General features: G+C 68.9%; 25 protein-coding genes, 1 tRNA gene and 1 pseudogene. 2 read left to right on the top strand and 25 right to left on the bottom strand.

Features of this window, described 5'->3' with window-relative positions; genetic code table 11:
* Positions 1 to 208: 208 nt before the first annotated feature.
* The 6 genes from ABH926_RS44520 to ABH926_RS44495 all read right to left on the bottom strand — a co-directional run bounded on the left by ABH926_RS44520 (position 209) and on the right by ABH926_RS44495 (position 8001).
* The gene (locus ABH926_RS44520) at positions 209 to 1480 is read right to left on the bottom strand and encodes a DUF1266 domain-containing protein (protein ID WP_370372926.1); all 1272 of its coding nucleotides are present in this window, start codon (positions 1478 to 1480) and stop codon (positions 209 to 211) included.
* A 114-nt stretch (positions 1481 to 1594) separates the two neighbouring features.
* Positions 1595 to 1667: transfer RNA gene (locus ABH926_RS44515), tRNA-Glu, on the bottom strand.
* A gap of 136 nt (positions 1668 to 1803) precedes the next feature.
* A complete protein-coding gene (locus tag ABH926_RS44510; RefSeq protein ID WP_370372924.1) occupies positions 1804 to 2628 on the bottom strand; it encodes a hypothetical protein in 825 nt (274 codons plus the stop codon).
* Positions 2629 to 2954: 326 nt separating this feature from the next.
* Positions 2955 to 4349, bottom strand: a complete 1395-nt coding sequence (locus tag ABH926_RS44505; protein WP_370372922.1) for an integrase — start codon at positions 4347 to 4349, stop codon at positions 2955 to 2957.
* A gap of 213 nt (positions 4350 to 4562) precedes the next feature.
* Positions 4563 to 5687, bottom strand: a complete 1125-nt coding sequence (locus ABH926_RS44500; protein ID WP_370372919.1) for a bifunctional DNA primase/polymerase — start codon at positions 5685 to 5687, stop codon at positions 4563 to 4565.
* 403 nt (positions 5688 to 6090) lie between these two features.
* A complete protein-coding gene (locus ABH926_RS44495; protein ID WP_370372917.1) occupies positions 6091 to 8001 on the bottom strand; it encodes a DUF927 domain-containing protein in 1911 nt (636 codons plus the stop codon).
* A gap of 256 nt (positions 8002 to 8257) precedes the next feature.
* Here ABH926_RS44495 and ABH926_RS44490 point away from each other — a divergent pair, with 256 nt between their 5' ends.
* Positions 8258 to 8512: a hypothetical protein gene (locus ABH926_RS44490; RefSeq protein ID WP_370372915.1), complete on the top strand. Its 255-nt coding sequence runs from the start codon at positions 8258 to 8260 to the stop codon at positions 8510 to 8512.
* A gap of 495 nt (positions 8513 to 9007) precedes the next feature.
* On the opposite strand, the gene ssb is transcribed toward ABH926_RS44490, so the two are convergent.
* The 8 genes and pseudogenes from ssb to ABH926_RS44450 all read right to left on the bottom strand — a co-directional run bounded on the left by ssb (position 9008) and on the right by ABH926_RS44450 (position 15613).
* Positions 9008 to 9535 (bottom strand): single-stranded DNA-binding protein, encoded by a 528-nt coding sequence (gene ssb / locus ABH926_RS44485; protein WP_370372913.1) that lies wholly within the window; start codon positions 9533 to 9535, stop codon positions 9008 to 9010.
* Between the two features lie 314 nt (positions 9536 to 9849).
* Positions 9850 to 10203, bottom strand: coding sequence for a GntR family transcriptional regulator (locus tag ABH926_RS44480; RefSeq protein ID WP_370372910.1), 354 nt, complete (start codon positions 10201 to 10203; stop codon positions 9850 to 9852).
* Between the two features lie 303 nt (positions 10204 to 10506).
* A pseudogene (locus ABH926_RS44475) lies at positions 10507 to 10944 on the bottom strand (XF1762 family protein); the annotation flags it as partial.
* Positions 10945 to 11078: 134 nt separating this feature from the next.
* On the bottom strand, positions 11079 to 11387 hold the full coding sequence (locus ABH926_RS44470; RefSeq protein ID WP_370372908.1) for a hypothetical protein: 309 nt from the start codon (positions 11385 to 11387) through the stop codon (positions 11079 to 11081).
* Between the two features lie 14 nt (positions 11388 to 11401).
* Entirely contained in the window at positions 11402 to 11617 is a 216-nt protein-coding gene (locus tag ABH926_RS44465) for a hypothetical protein (RefSeq protein ID WP_370372906.1), read from the bottom strand.
* Positions 11617 to 12033: a hypothetical protein gene (locus tag ABH926_RS44460; RefSeq protein WP_370372904.1), complete on the bottom strand. Its 417-nt coding sequence runs from the start codon at positions 12031 to 12033 to the stop codon at positions 11617 to 11619. Before ABH926_RS44460 ends, ABH926_RS44465 begins: the two co-directional genes overlap by 1 nt.
* 139 nt (positions 12034 to 12172) lie before the next feature.
* A complete protein-coding gene (locus ABH926_RS44455; RefSeq protein WP_370372902.1) occupies positions 12173 to 14368 on the bottom strand; it encodes a cell division protein FtsK in 2196 nt (731 codons plus the stop codon).
* A gap of 135 nt (positions 14369 to 14503) precedes the next feature.
* The gene (locus tag ABH926_RS44450; protein WP_370372900.1) at positions 14504 to 15613 is read right to left on the bottom strand and encodes a DUF2637 domain-containing protein; all 1110 of its coding nucleotides are present in this window, start codon (positions 15611 to 15613) and stop codon (positions 14504 to 14506) included.
* A gap of 187 nt (positions 15614 to 15800) precedes the next feature.
* Here ABH926_RS44450 and ABH926_RS44445 point away from each other — a divergent pair, with 187 nt between their 5' ends.
* Positions 15801 to 16343: a hypothetical protein gene (locus ABH926_RS44445; RefSeq protein WP_370372898.1), complete on the top strand. Its 543-nt coding sequence runs from the start codon at positions 15801 to 15803 to the stop codon at positions 16341 to 16343.
* A 90-nt stretch (positions 16344 to 16433) separates the two neighbouring features.
* On the opposite strand, the gene ABH926_RS44440 is transcribed toward ABH926_RS44445, so the two are convergent.
* The 11 genes from ABH926_RS44440 to ABH926_RS44390 all read right to left on the bottom strand — a co-directional run bounded on the left by ABH926_RS44440 (position 16434) and on the right by ABH926_RS44390 (position 19922).
* A complete protein-coding gene (locus ABH926_RS44440) occupies positions 16434 to 16559 on the bottom strand; it encodes a hypothetical protein (RefSeq protein WP_370372897.1) in 126 nt (41 codons plus the stop codon).
* A 17-nt stretch (positions 16560 to 16576) separates the two neighbouring features.
* Complete coding sequence (locus ABH926_RS44435) at positions 16577 to 16825, bottom strand: hypothetical protein (protein ID WP_370372895.1); 249 nt, start codon at positions 16823 to 16825, stop codon at positions 16577 to 16579.
* Positions 16826 to 16897: 72 nt separating this feature from the next.
* Entirely contained in the window at positions 16898 to 17278 is a 381-nt protein-coding gene (locus tag ABH926_RS44430; RefSeq protein ID WP_370372894.1) for an RRQRL motif-containing zinc-binding protein, read from the bottom strand.
* Positions 17278 to 17511 (bottom strand): hypothetical protein, encoded by a 234-nt coding sequence (locus ABH926_RS44425; protein WP_370372893.1) that lies wholly within the window; start codon positions 17509 to 17511, stop codon positions 17278 to 17280. Before ABH926_RS44425 ends, ABH926_RS44430 begins: the two co-directional genes overlap by 1 nt.
* A gap of 78 nt (positions 17512 to 17589) precedes the next feature.
* Positions 17590 to 17727 (bottom strand): hypothetical protein, encoded by a 138-nt coding sequence (locus ABH926_RS44420; RefSeq protein WP_370372891.1) that lies wholly within the window; start codon positions 17725 to 17727, stop codon positions 17590 to 17592.
* A gap of 71 nt (positions 17728 to 17798) precedes the next feature.
* Complete coding sequence (locus tag ABH926_RS44415) at positions 17799 to 17981, bottom strand: hypothetical protein (RefSeq protein WP_370372889.1); 183 nt, start codon at positions 17979 to 17981, stop codon at positions 17799 to 17801.
* Between the two features lie 80 nt (positions 17982 to 18061).
* Entirely contained in the window at positions 18062 to 18229 is a 168-nt protein-coding gene (locus ABH926_RS44410; RefSeq protein WP_370372887.1) for a hypothetical protein, read from the bottom strand.
* An 83-nt stretch (positions 18230 to 18312) separates the two neighbouring features.
* Positions 18313 to 18795, bottom strand: a complete 483-nt coding sequence (locus tag ABH926_RS44405) for an NUDIX domain-containing protein (RefSeq protein WP_370372885.1) — start codon at positions 18793 to 18795, stop codon at positions 18313 to 18315.
* An 83-nt stretch (positions 18796 to 18878) separates the two neighbouring features.
* A complete protein-coding gene (locus ABH926_RS44400; RefSeq protein WP_370372884.1) occupies positions 18879 to 19052 on the bottom strand; it encodes a hypothetical protein in 174 nt (57 codons plus the stop codon).
* 92 nt (positions 19053 to 19144) lie between these two features.
* Positions 19145 to 19351 (bottom strand): hypothetical protein, encoded by a 207-nt coding sequence (locus ABH926_RS44395; RefSeq protein ID WP_370372882.1) that lies wholly within the window; start codon positions 19349 to 19351, stop codon positions 19145 to 19147.
* Positions 19352 to 19442: 91 nt separating this feature from the next.
* Positions 19443 to 19922: a hypothetical protein gene (locus ABH926_RS44390; protein ID WP_370372880.1), complete on the bottom strand. Its 480-nt coding sequence runs from the start codon at positions 19920 to 19922 to the stop codon at positions 19443 to 19445.
* Positions 19923 to 20003: the final 81 nt, after the last annotated feature.

Below are 20003 nucleotides of genomic sequence, written 5' to 3'. Positions count from 1 at the left end.
AGCTGCCGCCTCTGCGCTCCGTGGCGCCTGGCGACCCCGAAAGCATAGCGCACTTCGGATGGCGCTCATCCCGTATTTACCCGCCGGCGGCCGGGCCGTGACCAGGGTCACTGGCGGTGCGATCAGGGCGTCCGGCCGCCCCGGCCGCACTGGCGCGCCGTCGCTCCCGTCGCTCCCGTCGTCCCGTCGTCACGCGCTCCCGCCGCGCTCAGCGCAGCGACAGCGTCAGGAACGGGCTGGCGGGATCCTGCGCGAGCGCGCGGTGGATCTGCAGGGTGTCCCGGTAGGTGTTCTCCGGATTGCCCTGGCGTCCCATCTTGACCACCCGTCCGAGGATGTACGCCGCCGACAGTTGCCCCCAGTCGGCGTACGCGCGGGCGCACAGGCCGCCGGCGTGGCGCACGATCTGCTCGGCGGTGGTGCGGTCGCAGAAGCCGCAGGCCAGGCCCCAGCGGGCCATGTTCACGCAGCGGCCCCAGTCCCAGGCGGCCTGGGTGGCCACGATGGCGTCCGGCCTTATGACGCTGTCCCTGCGCATCCACGTCTCGCAGCGCACCACCCACTGCGCGATGTCGAGCATCTCCTGCCGGAGGCGCTCCGGGGCCCCGCGGTCGCGGCACCAGGCCTCGACGCCCTCGGTCAGGGCCCGGGTGTCGTGGGCCGGGTCGCCGCTGGGCTGCGCGCCCGCGCCGCGTTCGGCGCGGATGCCCAGGACCAGGTCCGCCGGCTGTGGGTTCTCGGTGTCCAGCAGCGCGTCGACCTGGTTCTGCCACTGCACCGGGCCCTCGATGCCCCACCACTCGCGCAGCGAGTCGAGCTGGTCGTGGTAGTTCAGGAAGGGGCGGCCCATCGAGTTCCACGGCACGGCGTTGCTCGCCGCCAGGTGCGCCCCGCACGCCAGCGCGCGGGCCAGGTCGCCCTGAGTCGGCTCGTTGTAGACGGTGCGCACGGTGCCGTGCAGCTGGTTCCAGCTGCCGACCAGGTGCGGGTGCTTCTTCATCCACTGCGCGGCCTTGCCGACGTTGAACTCGCGCTCCTCCGGCGTCCCCGGATTGATCACGAGCTGCATCGTCTGCCGCTGCTTGGCCAGGTCCTGGACCCACGCCGGGAACAGGTTCCGGTCGAAGTACACGCCCTCGGGCCGCTCGGCCGGCACCAGGGCCCGGGTGTACACCGGCAGGATCAGGCGCGCCCCCCGCCGGGTGGTGGCGTACTCCTGGCTGACCGTCAGGGCGGACTTCGACGTCCCGCGAATGGCGTTGTTCAGCTGGCCGTAGACGGTGAGCTGGTTCAGCTTCACCACCGAGCGGCGCAGACTGAACTTCGAACCCTGATCCGGCTCCCGCCGCGGCACGTACACGTCCAGCCGCGCCAGCACGGCCAGGTACGCGTCCGGGTCGTTCGCGGCCTGGGCGGCGAGCAGCCCCTGGTCGTCGGTCGAGGGCGCCGTCCAGTTGTCGGCCCAGTTGTCGGTCGTCACGCTGAGTCCCCCCTGCGGTGCGTACTGATACGCGTTGATGGCAGTCCGGGCCCAATATGCCACCAAACATGCAGTAAGGGCTCTTACGAGATCGTAAGAGCCCTTACTGTGAGGTAGCCCCGACGGGATTCGAACCCGCGCTACTGCCTTGAGAGGGCAGCGTGCTAGGCCGCTACACAACGGGGCCCCTAGCAGTGCCGCCGCGCCTGAGGCGCCGGCAGCGGGACCTATCTTAGGCGATCGACGGAGTTCGCCCAAATCGCGGGCCCGGGAGGGTGCGGTCGAGCCGCCGCATCCCCGGGCCTGTCGCCTTACCCGCCGCCCTACCCCTCGGCCGCGGCCGCGTCGGCCCGCACCAGCCGCACGAAGGCCCGGATCCCGCCGAGCAGCTCCCGCTGGTCGGTGAGGCCGTCCACGGCCTGGTCGAAGTGCCGGGTGATGGTCGCGACGTGCCGCTCGGCCTCCTCGATCCGGGTCCGCAGGCCGGCCCGGTCGGCCTCCACGGCCTCGCGGGAGAGCCGTACGTCCTCGCGCAGCCGGGCGTCGGCGGCCCGCAGGCCGTCGCGGACGTCGTCGAGCTCCCGGAACGCCCGCTCCTGGCCGTCGTGCATGTTCGTGTGCAGCGCCTCCACCTGGGCCGACAGGCTCGCCAGCTGCGTGGTGAGCTCCAGCACGTCGTCGCGCGGGTGCGTGGTCTCCTTCAGCAGGCTCGCGATCCGTGCCTTCACATACGCCAGGTACGCCGCCGCCGGCCGGATCGCACAGCTGAGCAGGTAGAAGGCGGCGACGTAGTAGCCCAGGACGTGCCCCGAGGCGTAAGTGAGGCCGGCCACCACCGCCGCCGTCACCGCGTGTCCGGCCAGCGCCAGCCACAGCAGCCACCGTTCCCAGCGCCGCACCTCGGCCTCGCGCCCCGCCGGCACCGTGATGCCGCGCTCGCGCGAGACGCCTATCTCGTGCCGGACCCGCCGCGCCTTGAAGTACAGGTTCCACGGGACCGTGGTGATGATCAGGAGCCAGTACAGGCTGACCGCGCCGAGCCCGACGGTCAGCATCGTCCGCCCGGGGACGTGCAGGAAGTGCGCCACCAGCGCCACGAGGCCCCCGAAGAACGCCAGGCCCCAGAACGTCTCCCATTGCTTCTTCATGCCTCAAGGGTGGCGGCGGCGGGGGCATCGGCGGGAGAGTGCGGGTACTCAATTACTCGTGAGTAGCAAGTGTCGTACAAGCAACGCAAAAGAGCGGATCCCTTGGGGATCCGCTCTCGCAAGGCTGGGGTACCAGGACTCGAACCTAGAACAACTGAACCAGAATCAGCGCAGAGCATTCGCCGGGGCGCACGTGGCATACGCCGGAACCAGCGAAAACCCGGACTGACCTCTAGCGACGTGCCGGACACGGCCGAACTGGTGTACGGCTGTGTCCGGCCGTGACCGGCCAACGATGGCGGGCCGTCCCCAATACGTCCCCACGGCTACACCCGCAGCGCTGCGGCCATCCGTTTGCGCATGACGTCAGCCTGGCCGGTGAGGCACTTGGCGTACGTGCGGAGCAGCACCTCAACGCTGTTCCCCGCCCACTGGGCTACCTGTTGCGGTGGGATGCCGGCGTTGAGCTGGGTTGATAGACACGTGTGGCGCAGGTCGTACGGCCTCTTGGCAAGCGGCGTATCTAGTTCGGTGTTGCTGAGGACCTTCGCCCTTGCCCTTCGGTGAAGCTCGCGAATCGTCGTGCCCGGCACGTGGTCGACCCTGACGCCACGGAAGAGTCTCCCGTTTGCTCCGACGCCGAACTCTTTGAGGTGGGCCCGGAAGAGCCGGACCTGTACTGGCGGAACGGGAATGGGGCCACGCGTCTCGTTCTCGGCCCGGTGCTTAGGCATGCTCCTTGTGTCCCGCACGTCGCCGCTGTCCGTCCAATCGCGCGCGACTTCTGGCGATACGGGGCCCACGAACAGCTCTCCCCAGTCGTCGTCCTCCGGGGGTTCCTCCAACTCTCCTGTCTCGGGATTCTTGACCAGATCAGGCAAAACGAGGTTGTAATCGGCCACTTCGACGGCCTCCTCGGGCCGAAGACCGCAGTAGAGCATCGCTCCGAACATGGCGACCAGTTGTCGACCGCCCGCCGCTTCTTCTTCCGCCACGGCGGCGAGAAACGCTCTCCCCTGCGGTGGATTGAGAACCGAACGCCGGTCGACTTCGCTACTGGCCTTTACGCTAATCCAGCTCAATCCGGTCAGAGGGTTGGAGGCCAATGCCTTTTTGACTACGGCATGCTGAAGCGCATTATGCAGGATGCCGCGGTACTTCTTGACCGTGACTGCCGCCATGCGCGTCCCGTCCTGCTTTGTGGTAATGACGTCTAGGACGTTCCGCAACACCTCCTCGTCCGCGACGAAATCCACGTTCCTTGTGTTTCGCTCCACCCATGCCAACGCGGCCTTCACGTCTTCGGGCGCGTCCCCTCGTTGTTTGGTGTTGTAGGCGTAGCGAGAGAGCGCACGCCGGAGCAACTTGGCATCCGGCTTCCCTCGTCCGGTGACGAAAAACATGGGGGTCGCGAGCATGAGGACACGGGCGATATCCGCACGATGCTTCGCGGATGCATCCTTCCACTTCGAATCGGTGTAGTCGCACGCGAATGCGTACCACGCCAGCGGCTTAAGAACTGACGTTGCCGACATCGGTAGGCCGGTCGACACGTCAAAGGGGGTTCCTTTGCTCGCCGCGGAGACGAGATCGGAACGGAACTTGTCCGCCTGCACCTTACGCTTGAACGAGTCCTTAAACCGTTCGCCGTCGACTCGCCATTCCAGACGGTATGACGTGACCTTGCCCTGAGAATTCTTGCGTGCCTCAATTTCGTACACGCGAACGTCGTACGACGTTTTAGTCATTAGGCTGCCTCTTCGAGCTTTTCGAGCCACCGGTTAAGTTCACTACGCCGGAAGCGGAGTGAACCGTTGGGCAACTTGATACAGCGGGGCGCGCATTGCTTTGCTCGCCAATCGTGGAATGTCGACCGGGGTAGCGGCTTGTCGCCCTCACCCAGTTCGGCCAGTACTTGAGTGAGTGTCAGCAGTTCATCGCGCGGCATGCGAACCTCCCGAGTGTGCGCGTGATGGTGGAATGGGCCATGGTCGGTTTTGGCCGTTGGCTAGCGAACTGGTGACGGCACTTTCGGCTCTGCGGTAGCTCAGGCCGGCCGCGTATCCGGCGTCTATGAGCCGCTGGGGGATGTCGCCGGGGTCAATGCCAGTTGCGGCGAGGTGTCCGCCGATGCGAAAGGCCAGTGCGCTGAGTTCGGTCCATCGGCCGTTGCGTAGCTCTTTGATCTGTGGGAGCCGGTTGGCAAGGATGGCGTCGATATATGCCCGCGCGTGGTTGCTGCCGGCCGTAGTTCGACGCCGTTCCGTCCCGGAATGCACGGCCGGCTCCGGCGGGGATTGCGAGGCAACGCGGATGACCTCCGCGGCCTTCCACGGGGGCATGGTGCCGACGTGTGCCGGGTGGCCATTTAGGGGCTTGTAGAGACCCGCGGCGGTCGTGGCGCCGGGGGCGATGCCGTAGGACCACCCGGCTTTGATGTCGACTTGCCAGGCCAGGCCGTAGGGGCGTGGCTTACGGGTGTTGGCGATGACCTGGTGAAGTCCCGGTGCGGGGGTTCGGTACCACAGGTGCCGGCCGCCGGAGGGTGTTGCTGTGGAGACGGGGCGGTATTCCTCGCCTTGTGGCCACGGGTTTGATCGGCCGCGGAGACGGGCGAGCAGGGACAGAGAGTCGCGTCCGTCCCGGAAGCGCGCCCGATCGTTCCATTCCGCGGCGGGGATGTCCTCGGCGGATAGGTCGATGCCGGGCAACAGGTGGGTTGCCAGGTTGTCTGGGAGGGGCTGGTGTCCGGTGTCAATGTCGATGAGGCAAAGTCCGGACGGGCCGGTGGCGACGCCGGGGACGGCCCGGGGTTCGGCGGTCCACCAGGCGGTGAGCCGGTCGGGGTCGATGGTGGCCGCGCGCACTCCGTGGCACCATCGGCCGGCCGGGATGCAGGGGCATCCGGCCGGGTTGTGCGGGGCCGTGCCGCGGCGGGGTTCGCACTGGTCGCAGTTGGCCAGGGGGCGCTTTTGGGTCCACGTCAGGGGGAGGATGTGCCATCCGAGTTGGGCCAGGCTCAGCGCGAGGTGCAGCCCCGGCGGTCGGGTTCGGGACATCGCCGGTTCCTTTCAGGCGACGGCCGCGAGGGGGCGGGCAATGCCTCCAAGGGAGCCGACCCAGATGCGGGCCGGGGTTGGAGGCATTGCCCGCCCCCCCTCGCAGCGCGGAAAAGTTTCGGGGTCTCTCTGGGGAGCGATCACGGGTCCCGATAATGGCTTTAGGGCCGTGAGCTGCGAAGTAAGCGGGACCCGAGTGGGACCCGGGCGGGACCGGGCTGGCCCCGGCGGGACCCGATCAAGGTTCGGTTTCATGATCGGGTCCCGTTGGGTCCCGTTGGGTCCCGGTCCGGGTCCCACCCGGGTCCCGCTGAAAACACCCTCTGACCTGGTAAAAGAGTCTCTAAGAACTCTTCGGGACCCAAGAATCAGGATTTGGGAGGGCTGTTTTTTCGCGCGCGGGTCAGTCGTTGACGTCCGCGCCGTACGTGCCGGTCGGCCATCCCTCGGCGTCGGGCAGTGGCTCACTACGCCACTCCGGTTCGGCCGGCGTGTCTTCGGCGGGCGGGGTCGGGTCGTCGTCGGGTTCGCCGTCGAGCACGGTGCGGGTGAACACGTAGCAGCGCACGCGCTCACCGCCGACCTTTTCCCGGGCCATGCGCTTGCCGTCCATGACGATCGTGCCGGACTCGGCCCATGCCTCCCGGACCGCATCGAGCACGATCGGCGGGGTTGTCGACGCGAGAGCTTCGGCCAGCGGGTCCGGCAGCAACGCTACGGCCGGGGCGCCGTCGCGCTCGACATGCGCGCCGATCCACCCGCCGGTGGGGGCGGGAACGGTCGGCCCGCCCTTGACGTTCGCGCCGAGGGGCTGAAGTCGGTGGCCCTGGGATCCGATCAGGGAACGCACGACTTCCAGCGCCATCCCGCCGCGGTCCTCCCGCGCGGATTCCTCGCTGAGCAGGTCGGCCCAGACCTCCAGCGCGAGAGCCGGGAGCGGCACGATGTCCCACTCGTAGGCGAGCTGCGAGGCGAGGTGCAGCGCGGCCACCCAGGGGGCACGGCGCTTGGCCACGTCGTTGTCTGCCGCGGCAGCGTGGCGCTCGACCAGGTCGCCGTAGCGCTTGCGGATCCATGCCGCGCCGTCCGACTCGGCCAGCTTGCCCGCCACCTTGGCGGCGAACGCCGGGCCGGCGGTGCCGAAGTGCCGGCCGATCGCATCGGTGACCGCCATGGCGTCCGCGGCCGATGCCGGCCCGCCGGTGCCGAACGGTGCTCGGCGCAGCGACATGACCCGGGCCGCGGCGCCCTCGTGGGAGGTGAACGACAGCGCGGGCTGTTCCCCGGTGCTGATCAGGATGGTGGACCACGGCAGCATGGAGGCCCAGCCCCCGCCGCGCGCGGCGCCCTGGTCCATGGAGACCTGATACAGCACCTGGTCGACGATGTCCGGGGACTTGACCACGCGGGTTTCATCCAGCACGGTTGGCAGGCCCCGGACCAGGTTGAGACGCTTCTCAATCATGATGATCCCGGATTTCCAGGTGCCCATGCCCTGAGCGTCGCTGGACGGGTCGGCCCATGCCGACAGCGCCAGCGCCGCGGCGGTGGACTTGCCGCGGGTGGAGCGGCCGGAGATGTCCAGCGTCGCCGATCGCAGCCGCAGAGTCTTGAGTAGCACCGGCGCGAACGCCGCGGCGAGTGCGGCACGCACCACCGGGTAGCGCTCGACCCGGCGCACCGCCTCCTGCCACCCGGCCAGGGTGCCGGAGGGCCGGTAGGCGGTCAGGATCGGGCGCTGTTCGGGCTGGCCGGGCTCAACCGGCCACGGACCGCCGTCGCAGGATACGAACGTGCCGTCTTCCTGCCACCCGAGGTGTCGGGCGACGGTGACTGTCTCCATGTGCAGGGCTCCTTTGTTGGTCATCAGGTAGGCCGCGAGGTAGCGCTCAGCAGCGCGGGAGTCGCCCTCGAACAGCGGGATCCCGGCGCCCCCAAGCTCACGGACCAGGGCGCGGCCGGAGCGCAATACGGTGCCGTCCACGCGGCGGGTTACGGTCTTGAACCCGTCGTGCCAGCGCACGTCAAACCACTGGTCGCCCTCGTGCGAGTGGTATGTCTGAACCACGGCAATCGGGCCGTAGGAAACCCGGATGATTTTGGGTTCGAGCGGCTCGCCGTCGCGGTCGGTGCGCGGGATCACCAGCACGATCCCGGCGTCGTCGAGCTCGTAGCCGTTGGGGAATCGGTGGCCGGGCGGCAGGATCGCCGCACCAGCCGCGGCCGTGCCCGGCTCTTCGGCGACGGCCGGCGCGTTGGGTTCGTCGGGGGGTGGGACGTCGTTGTAGGGGTCGGGCCCCTCGGGGTCTTGCATCGCGGATCGGCCCTTTCTGCCGAAGTGCGGGCAGGCACACCACGGCCCGGCCGGCGTCGACCGGCCGGGCCGTGGTGTGCGGGGTGTGGGGCGTCGGGGCAAGGCGCCATCTGACGCGCCCTCGGCCGTCCGACCGCCGTGCGCTGCGCCGTTCTTGCTTGTCGACGGGTTGCCGTGCCAACCGATTTCGGTTGTGGCTCGCCGGGTCGGATTACCCTCTTGAGCGCATCGAACTTTCGTTCGATAGGGTCGATGCGTGGCTTCCGAACCGTTGATTCCGCTGGCCCGCGCGATCGCCGCAGAGGCGGCGCGGCTTGAAATTCCGGTCATCGTCAAGGTCGACCGGCGTCGCGCTGCGGTTGTCATCGAAGGCGAGGCCTTGAAGAACTGGGGATGCCGCACCCGGCTGGAGGCCACCTTGAGCAGACACCGGGTTCGACACGATACGCACATGCCAGCGGCCTACATCGTTGCCTACCCGGTGACCTCCGGACCTGCCCGCCACGGCTGATTCGCTTCAGGTGATCGTCCGCGTAACTTAGGGGAAACATAACGACCGGGATGCAGTTGCGTTTGCTCCCCGTTCATTAGCCACTGATCCGTCAACGCGGGCGGTGCTTAGCCCTAGACTCGGGTTGCTGGCGGTTGCGGTGCCAACCTTAGGTGTCAGACGTTTGCGATCCCGCGGGGCGAGCGTCGGCCCCGGACGGGAGGTGATGACGTGACGACCAGCAAAGATCGGGCCGGGGCGACCCCTTGGCCCGCGCGCATGGTGATTGAGCTCATCAAGCTGATCATTGTGCTGATGAGTGGATCGGGGGCTAGCTAGCCCCGACCCGCAAGACCCCCGGGACTAGCATTCCCGGGGGTCTTGTCGCGCATGGGGTGCTGCGCTGCATCGTTGTCGGCGCAGTGCGGCACTCACTGGCTTCACAGTACCGCTTGTGGTACGCACTTACGCACTTAGTTGCCTTGCTGAAACAGGGCAAGTGCCGTTGACCTGCACCTAGAACGGCGGCTCGTCGCCGGTGTACGGGGCGTCGGCGCCGTCCCACGGGCCCGGCTTGGACGACGCGCTGCCCCATTCGCCCCCGCCCCACCCGCCGGTGTTGCCGGCCCCGGCTGACGCCCCGGCGTAGGCCTCGGCCGGGTGCGGCGCCCCGGCACGCGCGGCCTTCTTGACGGTGGCGGTCGCGTACTTCAGCGACGGGCCGATCTCCTCGACGTTCAGTTCCACGACGGTGCGCTGCACGCCGTTATTGTCTTCCCAGTCGCGCTGGGACAGCCGGCCGGAGGCGATGACGCGGGTGCCCTTGGTCAGGGTGTCGCCGATGTGCTCGGCGAGGTGCCGCCACGCCGAGCAGCGCATGAACAGCGTGTCGCCGTCGCGCCACTCGTTCTTGTCCCGGTCGAAGACGCGGCGGGATGCGGCGATGGTGAATGACACCACCGCGACGCCGGAGGGCAGGAACTTCAGGTCGGGGTCCTTGGTGATGTTGCCGACCACGGTCAGGGTGGTGTCACCGATCGACATCGGAGACTCCTTTCACAGGGTGTGAATGATGCGGGCAACGTGCGGTTGTGCGGGCGAGCCGGGCGGCTCCCCTCGACGCCGGGACCGCAACAGGGCGGGACCGGCGACCAGGGCAGGCGTCCGGAAACCGCTTCGGCGCCCCGGCAGAGTGGCCGGGGCGCCGAAGCGGAGGAGTCGCAGGGTTCTGAGAAAGAGGCGCCTTCGTGGCGCTGGGAAGCTCCTGTGAGGCTTTGCCGCGATTTCGGCGTGTTTGCTACCTAGCAGCGCGCGAGCGGGCGCCACGGGGGCGCTGAGGGCCGATGGAGCCGGGGCGATCAGCTTGCGGGCTGGACCGGGAGAGGTCCGGCCAGGTCTTCGGTGCTGAAGACTGCGAACATGCCGGCGACTTCCATTCGGGTGCTTCCCAATGGCGTCTTGCTGGGGCGGAGGTCGATGCGCGCCGGTCGCCCCGCAGAGGTTTTGACGATGCCCAGGAAGCTCAGTTCGGCGAGTGCGGTGTCGACGGTGGCCACGGAGACCCCCAGCGTTTCGGCGAGCCGGGGCCGGGTCGGCAGCGTGGCACCCTGCGTCAGCTGGCCGGCGAGCACGGCCCGGCAGATCAGAGCCGTGATCTGGCGGTACAGGGGCACGGCGGGGTGGGCGGGGCGGTTCGGGGTCGTGATGGTCATGCTGGCTTCTCCTTGCGTTGCTTACGGGTGGGTTCTGTCGTGAGCCGGCCGTCTACTCCGGGAAGGCAGGCCGGCAGCTGCGCGAGACTGGCGACCAGGGTGGTAATCCGGCTAGGTGGTTTTGCGGCGTCGATAGGCGCGCTGGCGGCATGCCGGCGAGCAGTGCCGGGGTGGCCGGCCGGTCGAGGGAGCCGATATGGCGCGGCGGCACTCAGGACACCGGCGCCGAGTCGTCTTGCGGCGCGTAGTTTCGTCACGGGTTTCGTCACGCAGATCCGGGAGTGGATCAGCGTTCTTAGTGGTGATCTCCCAGAGGGTGCGGCCAACGTTGTCGGTGCCTTTTGACGTTCGAGGGCGCGACGGAGCGTCCCAGCCTGCACGTGGGGGCCGGTCTGCGACTCGGCGCCAGCCAGCGGCGTGAAGGCTGCGACCGCTTTCACCCTCTTGGGTGTAGGTGATCATGCGTGTGATTCCGCGTTTGCGGGCGCTGCCCCATGCAGCTGCGTAGAGCGCGGAGCACGCGTTTGGGGTGCCATCAGTTGCGACGCGCGTGACCTCAAAGGTGAACCGGTTGTCGAAGGCTCGCGCGACGGGGCGACCGATCATCGCCACACCCACGATGGCGCCCGAATCGTCGACCACGCCGATAGAGAAGACATGACCCGTTGACGGCGTGTGGTGACGGTGGTGCTTGAGAACGAAGGCTTTCGCCTCATCCAGGGTCCGAGGAACGATGCGCAGATGTGGAGCTTTCAACTCCCCTCCTTGTCGATCGTGGGTGGGGTTGACGCCCCACTGTTTGCCTGAGCCGGGCAGCTCCCCCAACCGCCGACCCCCCGAAGCGGGCGTGCCGGCGACCAGAGCAGTAGTCCGGGTCAGAACAGCGCGCAGGTAGCGCAGTAGGCGCCGTCCGTGCGGGGTGCGGCCGTTGCCGGCTCGCCGCAGATGACGCATTCGACGGCCCGCTCGACGTCCCGCCGCGCGGCGGGTTCCGGCGCGGGCGCATCACGCCGTGCGGGTGCGGGGTCGGCGTGGCGTTCGGCACAGACCTTGTGTGCCGGCTCGCCCTCGTCGTCCCGCAGGTTGGTGACGCGCCCGCAGTGCCGGCACGGCCGGGCCAGCGGCGACCAGTGCGCCCGGTCCGACCAGTCCAGCATCACGGCGGTGCCGGCGGCAGGCGGCATGGTGAATCAGCCCGCTACAGCCGGACCGCGGACATCCGGCCGGGTTTGACCGGCTGGACGCTCACGGCGGGTATGGCCTCATCCCGGCGCCTGTCGCGGCACACCTTGCGCGCGAACGCCGATGCCTTGTCGCGGGAGGGGAACGGGCCGAACAACTCCGGTGTGCCGCCGGCCGCGACGGTGACGACGAATTGCCCTGCGGGGTAGACGATCCGAACGCGGCGGGCCATTACCGGCCCCCGTTTCGGCCGGCGGAAACCCGCGCCATGACCGAACGCCACGCGCCGTCCAGGTCCAGCCGCGCGGTGATGGCAGCGAGGTGCTTGCTGTGCGCGTCAGCGAGGGTCGCGTCAAGCTCGGTGTCGGCCAGCACCGGGCCGCGGTCGGCCGGGTGCAAGTCGGCGTTGCGGAAGTGGGCGCGGGCGACGTTCAAGAGCCGCCGGGAGTAGCGGAGCCGGACGCCGTGGCCGTGGCAGCGGCGGCACGGCCGGGGCCGGCCGTGGCCGGAGCGCCGGGCCGTTTTGCCGTATCCGTTGCAGCGACGGCAGGTCTTGAACGGCCGGAGCCAGGCCACGCCGAGGTTACACAGTGTGAACACGGCGACGGCTCCGATCACGTCGATAGCAGGCAACGAAGGGGGGTTCATGAGGCCTCCAAGGGCTGTTTTCGGGCATGCCGCAGGTCAGGCCGCTATCTACGAACGGCCTGATCACTACGGGAATGGGGTGCTAGCAGCCCTGCTATCGCTAGCAGGGCGAGCCGCTAGCGATAGCAGGGTTTTGCGGCTATGCCGCGCGCCGCTTCCTGTCACGCTCGGTGACCGCGGTGGCGATGTCAGCGCGGGCGATGCCGCGCTTGGTGGTGGGCGTGCCGTTGATCCGCTTGCCGACGTCGACCACCGGCACACCGAACGGCTTGAGTGCCGCGGTGAGTTGCGCAGACTCCCACCCGTCGTAGATCTCCGGGCGCAGCGCGGCCAGCGCGGTGACGATGGTCTCGTTCCACGCCTTGCCGGCCTTGTCCGGCCACACCGCCAGCACATCGGCCAACAGGTCATAGGCCGGCGTGCGGTCGGCGCGGGCCGCGGTGCCCTCGGGCATGGTGCCCGCGGCGGTGCGCAGTGCGATCGCGCGGGCCATGACCTTGTCCAGGTCCGCGCCGTCGACGTAGTACGAGCAGCGGGAACCGGCCTTGCCCAAACCAGCCAGCACGCCCCAACCAGCCTCTTCGACCGGCTTGAACACGGTGGCGCGCAGACCGTTCTTGTAGGCGGAGGTACCCAGAATCATGTCGTTGGCGGTCTGGTCGGCCACCGACAGGCAGAACCGACTATTGATGTTGCGGGTGATGCCGGTCGGCAGGGACTTCTTGTCCGGGATCTGCGTCCCCAACAGCAGGATCACGCCCAGCGCCCGACCCAGCTTGATGACTTTCTCGGCCACCTTGCCGGCCGCGTCGCCGAATTCGGCGTGCGCGAACAGCTCTTGCGCCTCATCGATGAACACCACCAGCGGATGCAGCCCCGAACCCTTCAGCCCCGCCAACTCCGGCGTGACCTTGTTCTCAGGGGCCTTACCCGCCTTGTGGTAGTGCGCGATGCGCTTGCTTCGCCGCTCGCACTCCTCATACAGCCAGGTCAGCATGCCCGCGGCGGCACCGATCGTGTCGTCATCGAAGCCGTTGCCGTACTCGGCCATCACCGGCCGGGTGCCCTCGAAGTCGCCGACACCCTTCAACTCATACCCGCGGATCTCTGCCCGCGCATCCAGCGCCGCGGCCAGCACCAACAGTCGCAGGGCCCGGGTCTTGCCGGAGCCGGGCTGACCGCCGAACAGCCAGTTGCGGAACATCAGCTCACCGGCCACCGGTTCCAGCCGCGGCGTGGTCGCGAACGGGAACGGCGCGAACACGTCGACCTCGCCGCGCTCGACCAGCGGCCACGGCGGGCGCTTCATCTGCGACGACGGCTCGAACCCGACCCACAGCGCCAGACGGCCGGTGTGCCCGCCGGCATGCTCGGGCCACACCTGGTCCAGCGGCAGCCGCATCCCGGACGCCAACCGGCCGCGGCGGGCGATGACGTCGGAGGCCTCCACCCCGTAGGGCAGGTCCACGATCGCCATGTGACCAGGGCCGGAACGGTGAATCTCGGTCGGGAAACTGATGGCGTGCGGGTCCTTGGCGACCGCCGAGGTGATGCCGGAAATCTGGCAGGACATCAGCGCCCGGCGCACCAGCTCCGCGGTGAGCTTGCGGTACACCTTGGCCTCCCGGACCCGGTCGACCACCCGCTTGTCCGCCGGCCGACCGGCCCGCACCAAACCCGGCAGGGCCGCGGCCAGACCAGCCCACCCCCACCACGCCGGGATCACGCCCATGGCCAGCATGAACGCGATAACCAGCGCGGTACCGGTGCCGAAGGCCAGGATCCACCAGCGCGCGACCGCCTGACGCTGGCGCTTGCTGTCCAGCGCCAGCCAGGTTTTCGGGTCGTTGGTGTCGGCCGCGGCCTGCCGCAACGCGAAGTTGCCGCGCTCGGCAGAGGCCCAATACAGCAGCCGCGGCACCAGCCGCGCCGCGCCGACTGCGGACCACGCCGTGGTCTTGGCCGTGTACTTCGGCAGCCGCACCGCGTGGAACGCGACCGCGTACTTGGTCCGGCGCAGCCAATTCCGGTAGGTCGCCTGCCGGCCCTCCCGGGACTTGGCCCACTCCGGGATAACCGGCCTACGGCTGGTGTCGTCCGGCCGCACGGTCGGGATGTCCTCGACCACGTCGACCGGACCGCCGATCCGCGGCGCGTCGTCCTCGACTGATTCGCGGTCGAAGTCGTCCGCGTCGTCGGCGTCCGGGTCGAACGGGTCGTATCCGTCCGCGCTGTCCTCGGTATCGGCGGGCGGTTGTCCGGCGTCGCGGGGCGGGAAGTCGAAGATGTCCGCGCCGTCGTCGTCATCGTCGGGGAACAGGGTCTGTGTCGTCATCGGTACTCCTTTGCAAGACGACGGGGAACAGGGACGAAGGGGTGTGTAAACGAGCCGGGCAGGGTGCCGCCGGTGGCTCTCCCCGGCCCTTCACGGCAGGCGTGAAGAACCAGGGGCAGCAGCCGGAAAGCGGGGTCAGGCGTGCGCAGCGGCGCCGATGTCGTGGCCGTTGACGTGCTCGACCGGCGCGGCGGGGTTCGCGGTGAGCTTGTCCAGGTGCCGGCGAACCGTGCGATCGGTCACGCCCACCTTCCGGGCGATATCGACGGTGGGCATGTCCGGATGCTTGGCGACCAGCCGGGCAACCTTGGCCGCGGTGTCCGCCCCCCGCGTCCGCCGCGATGTCCGCTCGGTGTCCGGACGCGCGCCGGACACGATGTCCGGGTTCGTGTCCGCCGCGGTGTCCGCGCGTCCGGACATGTCCGCGGACACGGCGTCCGCCGGGATGTCCGGGTTGGTGTCCGTGCCGTTCGGACGCGCGCCGGACACGGTGTCCGGGTTGGTGTCCGCGGGTCGGGCGGTCGGGGTGAGTTCGCCGAGCCGGTACAGGGCGCGCTCACGGCGCGGCGCGGTGAAGCGCCACATGCGCCCGTAGCGGTCCTGCATGTCGGTCTTGGCCAGGACGCGGGTTCGCTCCCGGGCCAGCGCGGCGGGATAGGAACGCTCCTCCCACAGCACCATCCGGCGCCACAGACCCAGCGTCGGCACCGGCGCCAGCACCCACCGCGACAGGCGCACACGGTCCATGCGCTTGTCGGAGGTCAGCCGGGCGCGCTTGCGGACCACGTGCGCGCCGACCTCGACCGACAGCGCCCACATCGCCGGCAACACGCCGTGCGCCAGCTTGTCGAACGCCGACAGCGGAGGCTGTCCCGGCTGGTTGGCGATGTTCAGCTGAATCGTGACCGCGGTCAGCGCCCACGGGATCAGCCGCAACCACACGATCCGCATGTGCAGGATCGCCAACACGATGTCCAGCGCCGAGAACACGAAGATGCCCAAGTCGATACCGGTCGGCACCGTCCAGGCCAGGCCGTGAAACGAGGGTTGCGCCGTGGCGTCCACGCGGTGAAAGGAGTTCACGAACCCCAACAGGCCCAGCGCACCGACCGCCACGCCCACCGCGGTCACCGCAGCCTTGAGCAGGCCGACGATAGCCGGCACCGGCGACGCGGCAGCGGCATCCGCAGCGGCCGTGATGGGGACCGGGGGCGCGGGAGCCCCCGGGTGGTCGACGGCATGCATCAGAGATCACATCCTTGGAATCGCAGAGGGTCAGCGGGACAATCGGGGCGGATCCCCAGCGATTCGAGCGCTGGGGATCCACCCCGCTACGGCATGGGATGCGGGTGCTGACACCCGAAAAGCCCCGGCCAAGGGGCCGGGGCGGGTGTCTGGCGTTCTGGCGAAGGAGACTGGAACACTTGCGGCCGTGGACCTCAGCGAAACCTTTTATGCAGCCGCCGCAGGGGTGTTCCCCTTGCTCGTGGTCGCGGTCGTCGTCGCGATTCGATTCAACCTTGGCGAAACTCGGAAGGAGCGAGCCAGGCATGAGGAAGTAATGAAGGGGATGGCCTCGTTCTTGGAGGAGTCGCCCCAGAAGGTGCAGGAGATAACGAATCGGATCGTCGAGATGTCCCAGGCTGGTGATCGGGCAGCCATGGAAGAGGCCCTTCTTGAGATGAGGAACCGGGCCAGCTTTGACCAGATTGTCAGGACCTTTCAATCACTGAAGATGCCGGAATCCGAGAAGAAGATCACCCGCCGCTACGGCATGCAGAAAGCCGGGGCATTGGGAATGGCGCTTCTCTTCGGCTCAGGCGAGGCTGCCGCCTTCCTGAGCCTGGTACTCGGCACAGAGAAGAAGTGGGTTCGAGACTTCTTCGGGCCAGTGACCGTTGGCACGCTCTTTGGACTCATCGTCTTCAGCGCCGCTGCACTCGTGATTCAAACGGTCAACGTCGAACACGACTGACGGCTAGGAGCTGGCAGAGCAGTTAGGCGTTGACACCTAAAACGCCCCGGCCAACGGGCCGGGGCCAGGGTGGATCCGCGCAGGTACCGCTTACCGGCCGCGCGAGTCGATGTCCTCGACCCATGCCGCCGCGACCGCCGCAACCTGTACCAGCTCGGCACGCAGCGCGGCCGGGTCTACCTCTGCGAGTGCTTCGTAGACCTCTTCCAACAGCACCGCGCACCAGGCGGGGGTCAGGCCACGTCGTACAGAGTGCGGGCCAGCCGCTCATAGGCTGCGGCGCGAGTGAAGGACCGGGCGCTGTAGCGGTAGTAGCTGGGGTCCAGGGTGCGCGCGACCGCGGTTTCGGCCGCGGTCAGGTCGATGCCGGTCTCGCCGCTGATGTGCCGCAGCACCGCGACCATGTCGACCGGCCCGCCGGTGGTGTCGATGGTCAGCCCGCCACTGGGCTGGTTGGCGTCGTACAGGTCGGGAGAAGACATCGCAGCATCCTTAAAAGCGGTCGGGAAGGCCCGCCGCGGCATGCGACGGGCCGGAAGGGACAGAACAGAGGGTCACGCAGCCGTAGCGGAGGCTCCGCGGCTCTCGCAGCGCCAACAGGTACGGCCTGCCGGGAGGCAGAACCCGTAGACGATGCCGCAGACTCGGCAGGTGGAGCGGGCCGCGAGCATCGCGGCGACGGCCTTGAGGTTGCCGGGGGTCGGTGCCCGTTTCGGCACCGCCGCGGCGACGTCGTACAACAAGGCAAAGCCCACCTCGTCGCCGCGCCGCGGCCACATCAGTTGCGCCACCGGCGCGGCCCCGCCGGGCCGAAGACCGGCCGCGGTGAGCTGCCGCCGGGTGGCAAGACCCTCCGGGGCGCACCGCCACGGGTAGGTGGGAAGGCCATGCACGGCCCCGGCCGGGTCCAAGAACCGCGACGAGATACGCGGCATCAGCGCTTGTAGCCCTTGGCCAGCAACGCGGCGATCAGGGACTCGGCCACTGCGAGGTGCTTGTCGCGGGCCGCGTCGTGCAGCGCGGCCACCTCGTCCAGCACCATCACGACCGGCGGAGCGCCGGGCGTGCGCTGCCGGAGCGCGGCGGCAACATGGTCGTACACAGCGACCTCGGCCAGCGGCGCGGGCCGTCTGCGGTGCCGGCGGACGGTGCGAAATCGGGTCATCATCGAATCCCTTCGAAGCGGGCCGGATGGTGCGGACACCCGAAAGCCCCGGCCAAAGGGCCGGGGCAACGGGGGATGTGGTCAAGCCAGTCGGGCGTTGCCGCTGCGCTGTCGGCAGCCGGGGCAGCCGCGGGTGATGACGCCGGCCCGGTACAAGGTGCCGCAGTTGTGAAGCGGTGCGGGGTCGAGCTGCGGCTTGAACGGAGGGTTGGTGGCCATGGCTGAAACCTCCTTGCGTTCGGACGCTGACACCCGAAAAGCCCCGGCCGATGGGCCGGGGCCAGGGTGGCTCAGTCATCGCCGTACAGGAATTCGTCGATCAACGCGATCAGCTTTTCCCGCGTCAGTTCCCGCCGTTCCCGCTGTTCCTGCTGTTCGGACTGCGAGGGCTGCCGGGCCGGGCGGATAAGGCGGGCGTAGCGCTGCGGGTCGTACCCGTCACCGTCGCGGCTTGTCGTCTCGAACTTGGCCATGTGATGTGTGCTCCGTCCAGATTGAAGGGTGCTGACACCCGGAAAGCCCCGGTCGATGAGCCGGGGCGAGAGCCGGAGGGCTACCGGTTGGGGGCTTTGCCGGAGGGCCGGCGGGTGCTCCGGCGCGGGGTGCCGGCATCCTGCCCGCCGGGCCGCTTCGGGTCCTCGGTGCGCATCTGTGCCGGTCCAGTCGGGCGCGTGTCGGGGACGTAGTAGTACTGAGCGCTGCGGTAGGTCCTGGGGCTCACGGCGATCACCTCGAAGAGTCAAGGCCGGCACGTGCCGACACCCGAAAAGCCCCGGCCGAAGGCCGGGGCGCGAGTCGAGCCGATCACTGCGTGTGGCGCAGTCCGGTGCTGGAAAGGCGCAGCGTGTGCAGCGCATCGACGATGATCCGCTCGTGGTCGAAGGCGATCTGAGCGGCCGGGTCCAGCGCGTCAGCGACCGGCATCCATCGCGCCTCGGTGGCGTCGTCGCCGGCAGCCGGGGCCGGCATCCCGTCCACAATCTGGGTGTACGCGAAATCGACGTACCGGCCGCGCGGGTCACGATCGGGCGCGGCATACACCCCGACGTACGTCAGGCCGGGCGCCTCGATGCCGGTTTCCTCCCGCAGCTCGCGGAAGGCTGCCATGTGGGTCTGCTCGCCGCCGTCGACGTGCCCGCCGGGCAGTGCCCAGTGCCCCGCGTAGGGGGCGTGGCCGCGTCGGATGACCAGCACGCGCCATATCCCGTTGGTGTCCAGGCTGAGCAGCACGACGTCCGCGGTCAGGCGGGCCGTTTCCGGGGTGGTCTCGGGGGTGTTGGTGTCCATGGGGTCTCCCGTCGGGTGAGGTGTGCTGACACCCGAAAAGCCCCGGCCAAGGGCCGGGGCGTGGCTTTCGGAAGGTGCTGCGATCAGGCCGCGGCCGGCACCGGCGCGCACGTGCGGAGCCACAGGCGGCGGATGTTCACGGGGCAACCGTTGTCGGCGTGCCGCTGGGCCAACTCCGCGGCCGACTCCCAACCGGGAACGCGCTGCGAGGTGTCGCAGCGACGGCACGACACCGTGTAAATCTGCGTGTTGCTCATGGGCCGGACTCCTCAACATGGGTTGTGGCCTGGTCACTGGTGACCGGCGCTCACACCCGAAAAGCCCCGGCCAAAGGGCCGGGGCGACGGGGTCAGCGCACGTGGTTCTTGATGTAGTCGATGGCGTCGAGCACGGCGCCGTGCAGGCCGTCATGGACCGCGCCGTGCACGCCGGTCCCGGCGAGGAAGAATCCGAACAGGGCACCGACGAACACGAACCAGCCCACGCCGGAGCGCTTGCGCAGCATCAGGAAGAGGATCACGCCCGTGATCAGGGCGCCGGTGACGTCGAACGCCATGCGAATCACGCCTTTCAGGTAGGCCAGTGTGCGGGGACAAGACCGGCCCTGCGCGCGGTGGTGCGCCCGGCCGGGTGAGCATTCGTGGGGGTCAGCGCCAGCGGCGCGACTTGTTCGTGTTGTGAATCGTGATGTTGTTAATGGACTTGCCGCCCGATCCCTTGCCGCTGGTCAGCAGCCAGATCAGGAGGAGAACGCCGAGTAGCAACCCGAGGGCCATCTCCGCGGCGGCCAGTGCCGCCAGGGCGAAGCTCAGCGCAATCGAGCCGGTCCCGACCGCAACCGCGCCAGCAAGCAAGCGCATCACGATCGGGTCGCGCACCGGGTTGTAAGTGCTCGGCGCGGCCGGCGGGCCGTAGTCGGGCAGCCCCGGCGTGTAGACGACCACCGGAGCCGGCCCGGCCGGTTCGGCGGTCGGCCGCCGCGGCACCACCACCGGCGCCCGCTCGGGCACCGGCACTGTGGTCAGGAACGGACGGCCGTGCTCGTCGAACCTGGTGACCACGTCAAGGTTGGGATTGTCGAAGGCATCGGCCGGGAGGCCGCGCGGGTGAGTCGGATAGGGATCCATCGGACCTCCATGGCAGGGTGAGCAGTGACAGACAGACGCGTCAGCCCGGCCGGGGCGAACCCGGCCGGGCTGACGCGTTGC

Source organism: Catenulispora sp. GP43, assembly GCF_041260665.1.
In the GTDB taxonomy this organism is placed as follows: domain Bacteria; phylum Actinomycetota; class Actinomycetes; order Streptomycetales; family Catenulisporaceae; genus Catenulispora.
The sequence above is the reverse complement of the archived record's forward strand: the minus strand, read 5'-3'. Positions and strand labels throughout refer to the sequence as shown.

Bases quoted from the DNA above. Each gene is read 5' to 3' on its own strand.
- ABH926_RS44510 (WP_370372924.1), bottom strand. From the start codon at position 2,628: ATGAAGAAGCAATGGGAGACGTTCTGGGGCCTGGCGTTCTTCGGGGGC.
- ABH926_RS44500 (WP_370372919.1), bottom strand. From the start codon at position 5,687: ATGTCCCGAACCCGACCGCCGGGGCTGCACCTCGCGCTGAGCCTGGCC.
- ABH926_RS44495 (WP_370372917.1), bottom strand. From the start codon at position 8,001: ATGCAAGACCCCGAGGGGCCCGACCCCTACAACGACGTCCCACCCCCC.
- ssb (WP_370372913.1), bottom strand. From the start codon at position 9,535: ATGTCGATCGGTGACACCACCCTGACCGTGGTCGGCAACATCACCAAG.
- ABH926_RS44480 (WP_370372910.1), bottom strand. From the start codon at position 10,203: ATGACCATCACGACCCCGAACCGCCCCGCCCACCCCGCCGTGCCCCTG.
- ABH926_RS44470 (WP_370372908.1), bottom strand. From the start codon at position 11,387: ATGCCGCCTGCCGCCGGCACCGCCGTGATGCTGGACTGGTCGGACCGG.
- ABH926_RS44465 (WP_370372906.1), bottom strand. From the start codon at position 11,617: ATGGCCCGCCGCGTTCGGATCGTCTACCCCGCAGGGCAATTCGTCGTC.
- ABH926_RS44460 (WP_370372904.1), bottom strand. From the start codon at position 12,033: ATGAACCCCCCTTCGTTGCCTGCTATCGACGTGATCGGAGCCGTCGCC.
- ABH926_RS44455 (WP_370372902.1), bottom strand. From the start codon at position 14,368: ATGACGACACAGACCCTGTTCCCCGACGATGACGACGACGGCGCGGAC.
- ABH926_RS44450 (WP_370372900.1), bottom strand. From the start codon at position 15,613: ATGCATGCCGTCGACCACCCGGGGGCTCCCGCGCCCCCGGTCCCCATC.
- ABH926_RS44435 (WP_370372895.1), bottom strand. From the start codon at position 16,825: ATGTCTTCTCCCGACCTGTACGACGCCAACCAGCCCAGTGGCGGGCTG.
- ABH926_RS44430 (WP_370372894.1), bottom strand. From the start codon at position 17,278: ATGCCGCGTATCTCGTCGCGGTTCTTGGACCCGGCCGGGGCCGTGCAT.
- ABH926_RS44425 (WP_370372893.1), bottom strand. From the start codon at position 17,511: ATGATGACCCGATTTCGCACCGTCCGCCGGCACCGCAGACGGCCCGCG.
- ABH926_RS44420 (WP_370372891.1), bottom strand. From the start codon at position 17,727: ATGGCCACCAACCCTCCGTTCAAGCCGCAGCTCGACCCCGCACCGCTT.
- ABH926_RS44415 (WP_370372889.1), bottom strand. From the start codon at position 17,981: ATGGCCAAGTTCGAGACGACAAGCCGCGACGGTGACGGGTACGACCCG.
- ABH926_RS44405 (WP_370372885.1), bottom strand. From the start codon at position 18,795: ATGGACACCAACACCCCCGAGACCACCCCGGAAACGGCCCGCCTGACC.
- ABH926_RS44400 (WP_370372884.1), bottom strand. From the start codon at position 19,052: ATGAGCAACACGCAGATTTACACGGTGTCGTGCCGTCGCTGCGACACC.
- ABH926_RS44395 (WP_370372882.1), bottom strand. From the start codon at position 19,351: ATGGCGTTCGACGTCACCGGCGCCCTGATCACGGGCGTGATCCTCTTC.
- ABH926_RS44390 (WP_370372880.1), bottom strand. From the start codon at position 19,922: ATGGATCCCTATCCGACTCACCCGCGCGGCCTCCCGGCCGATGCCTTC.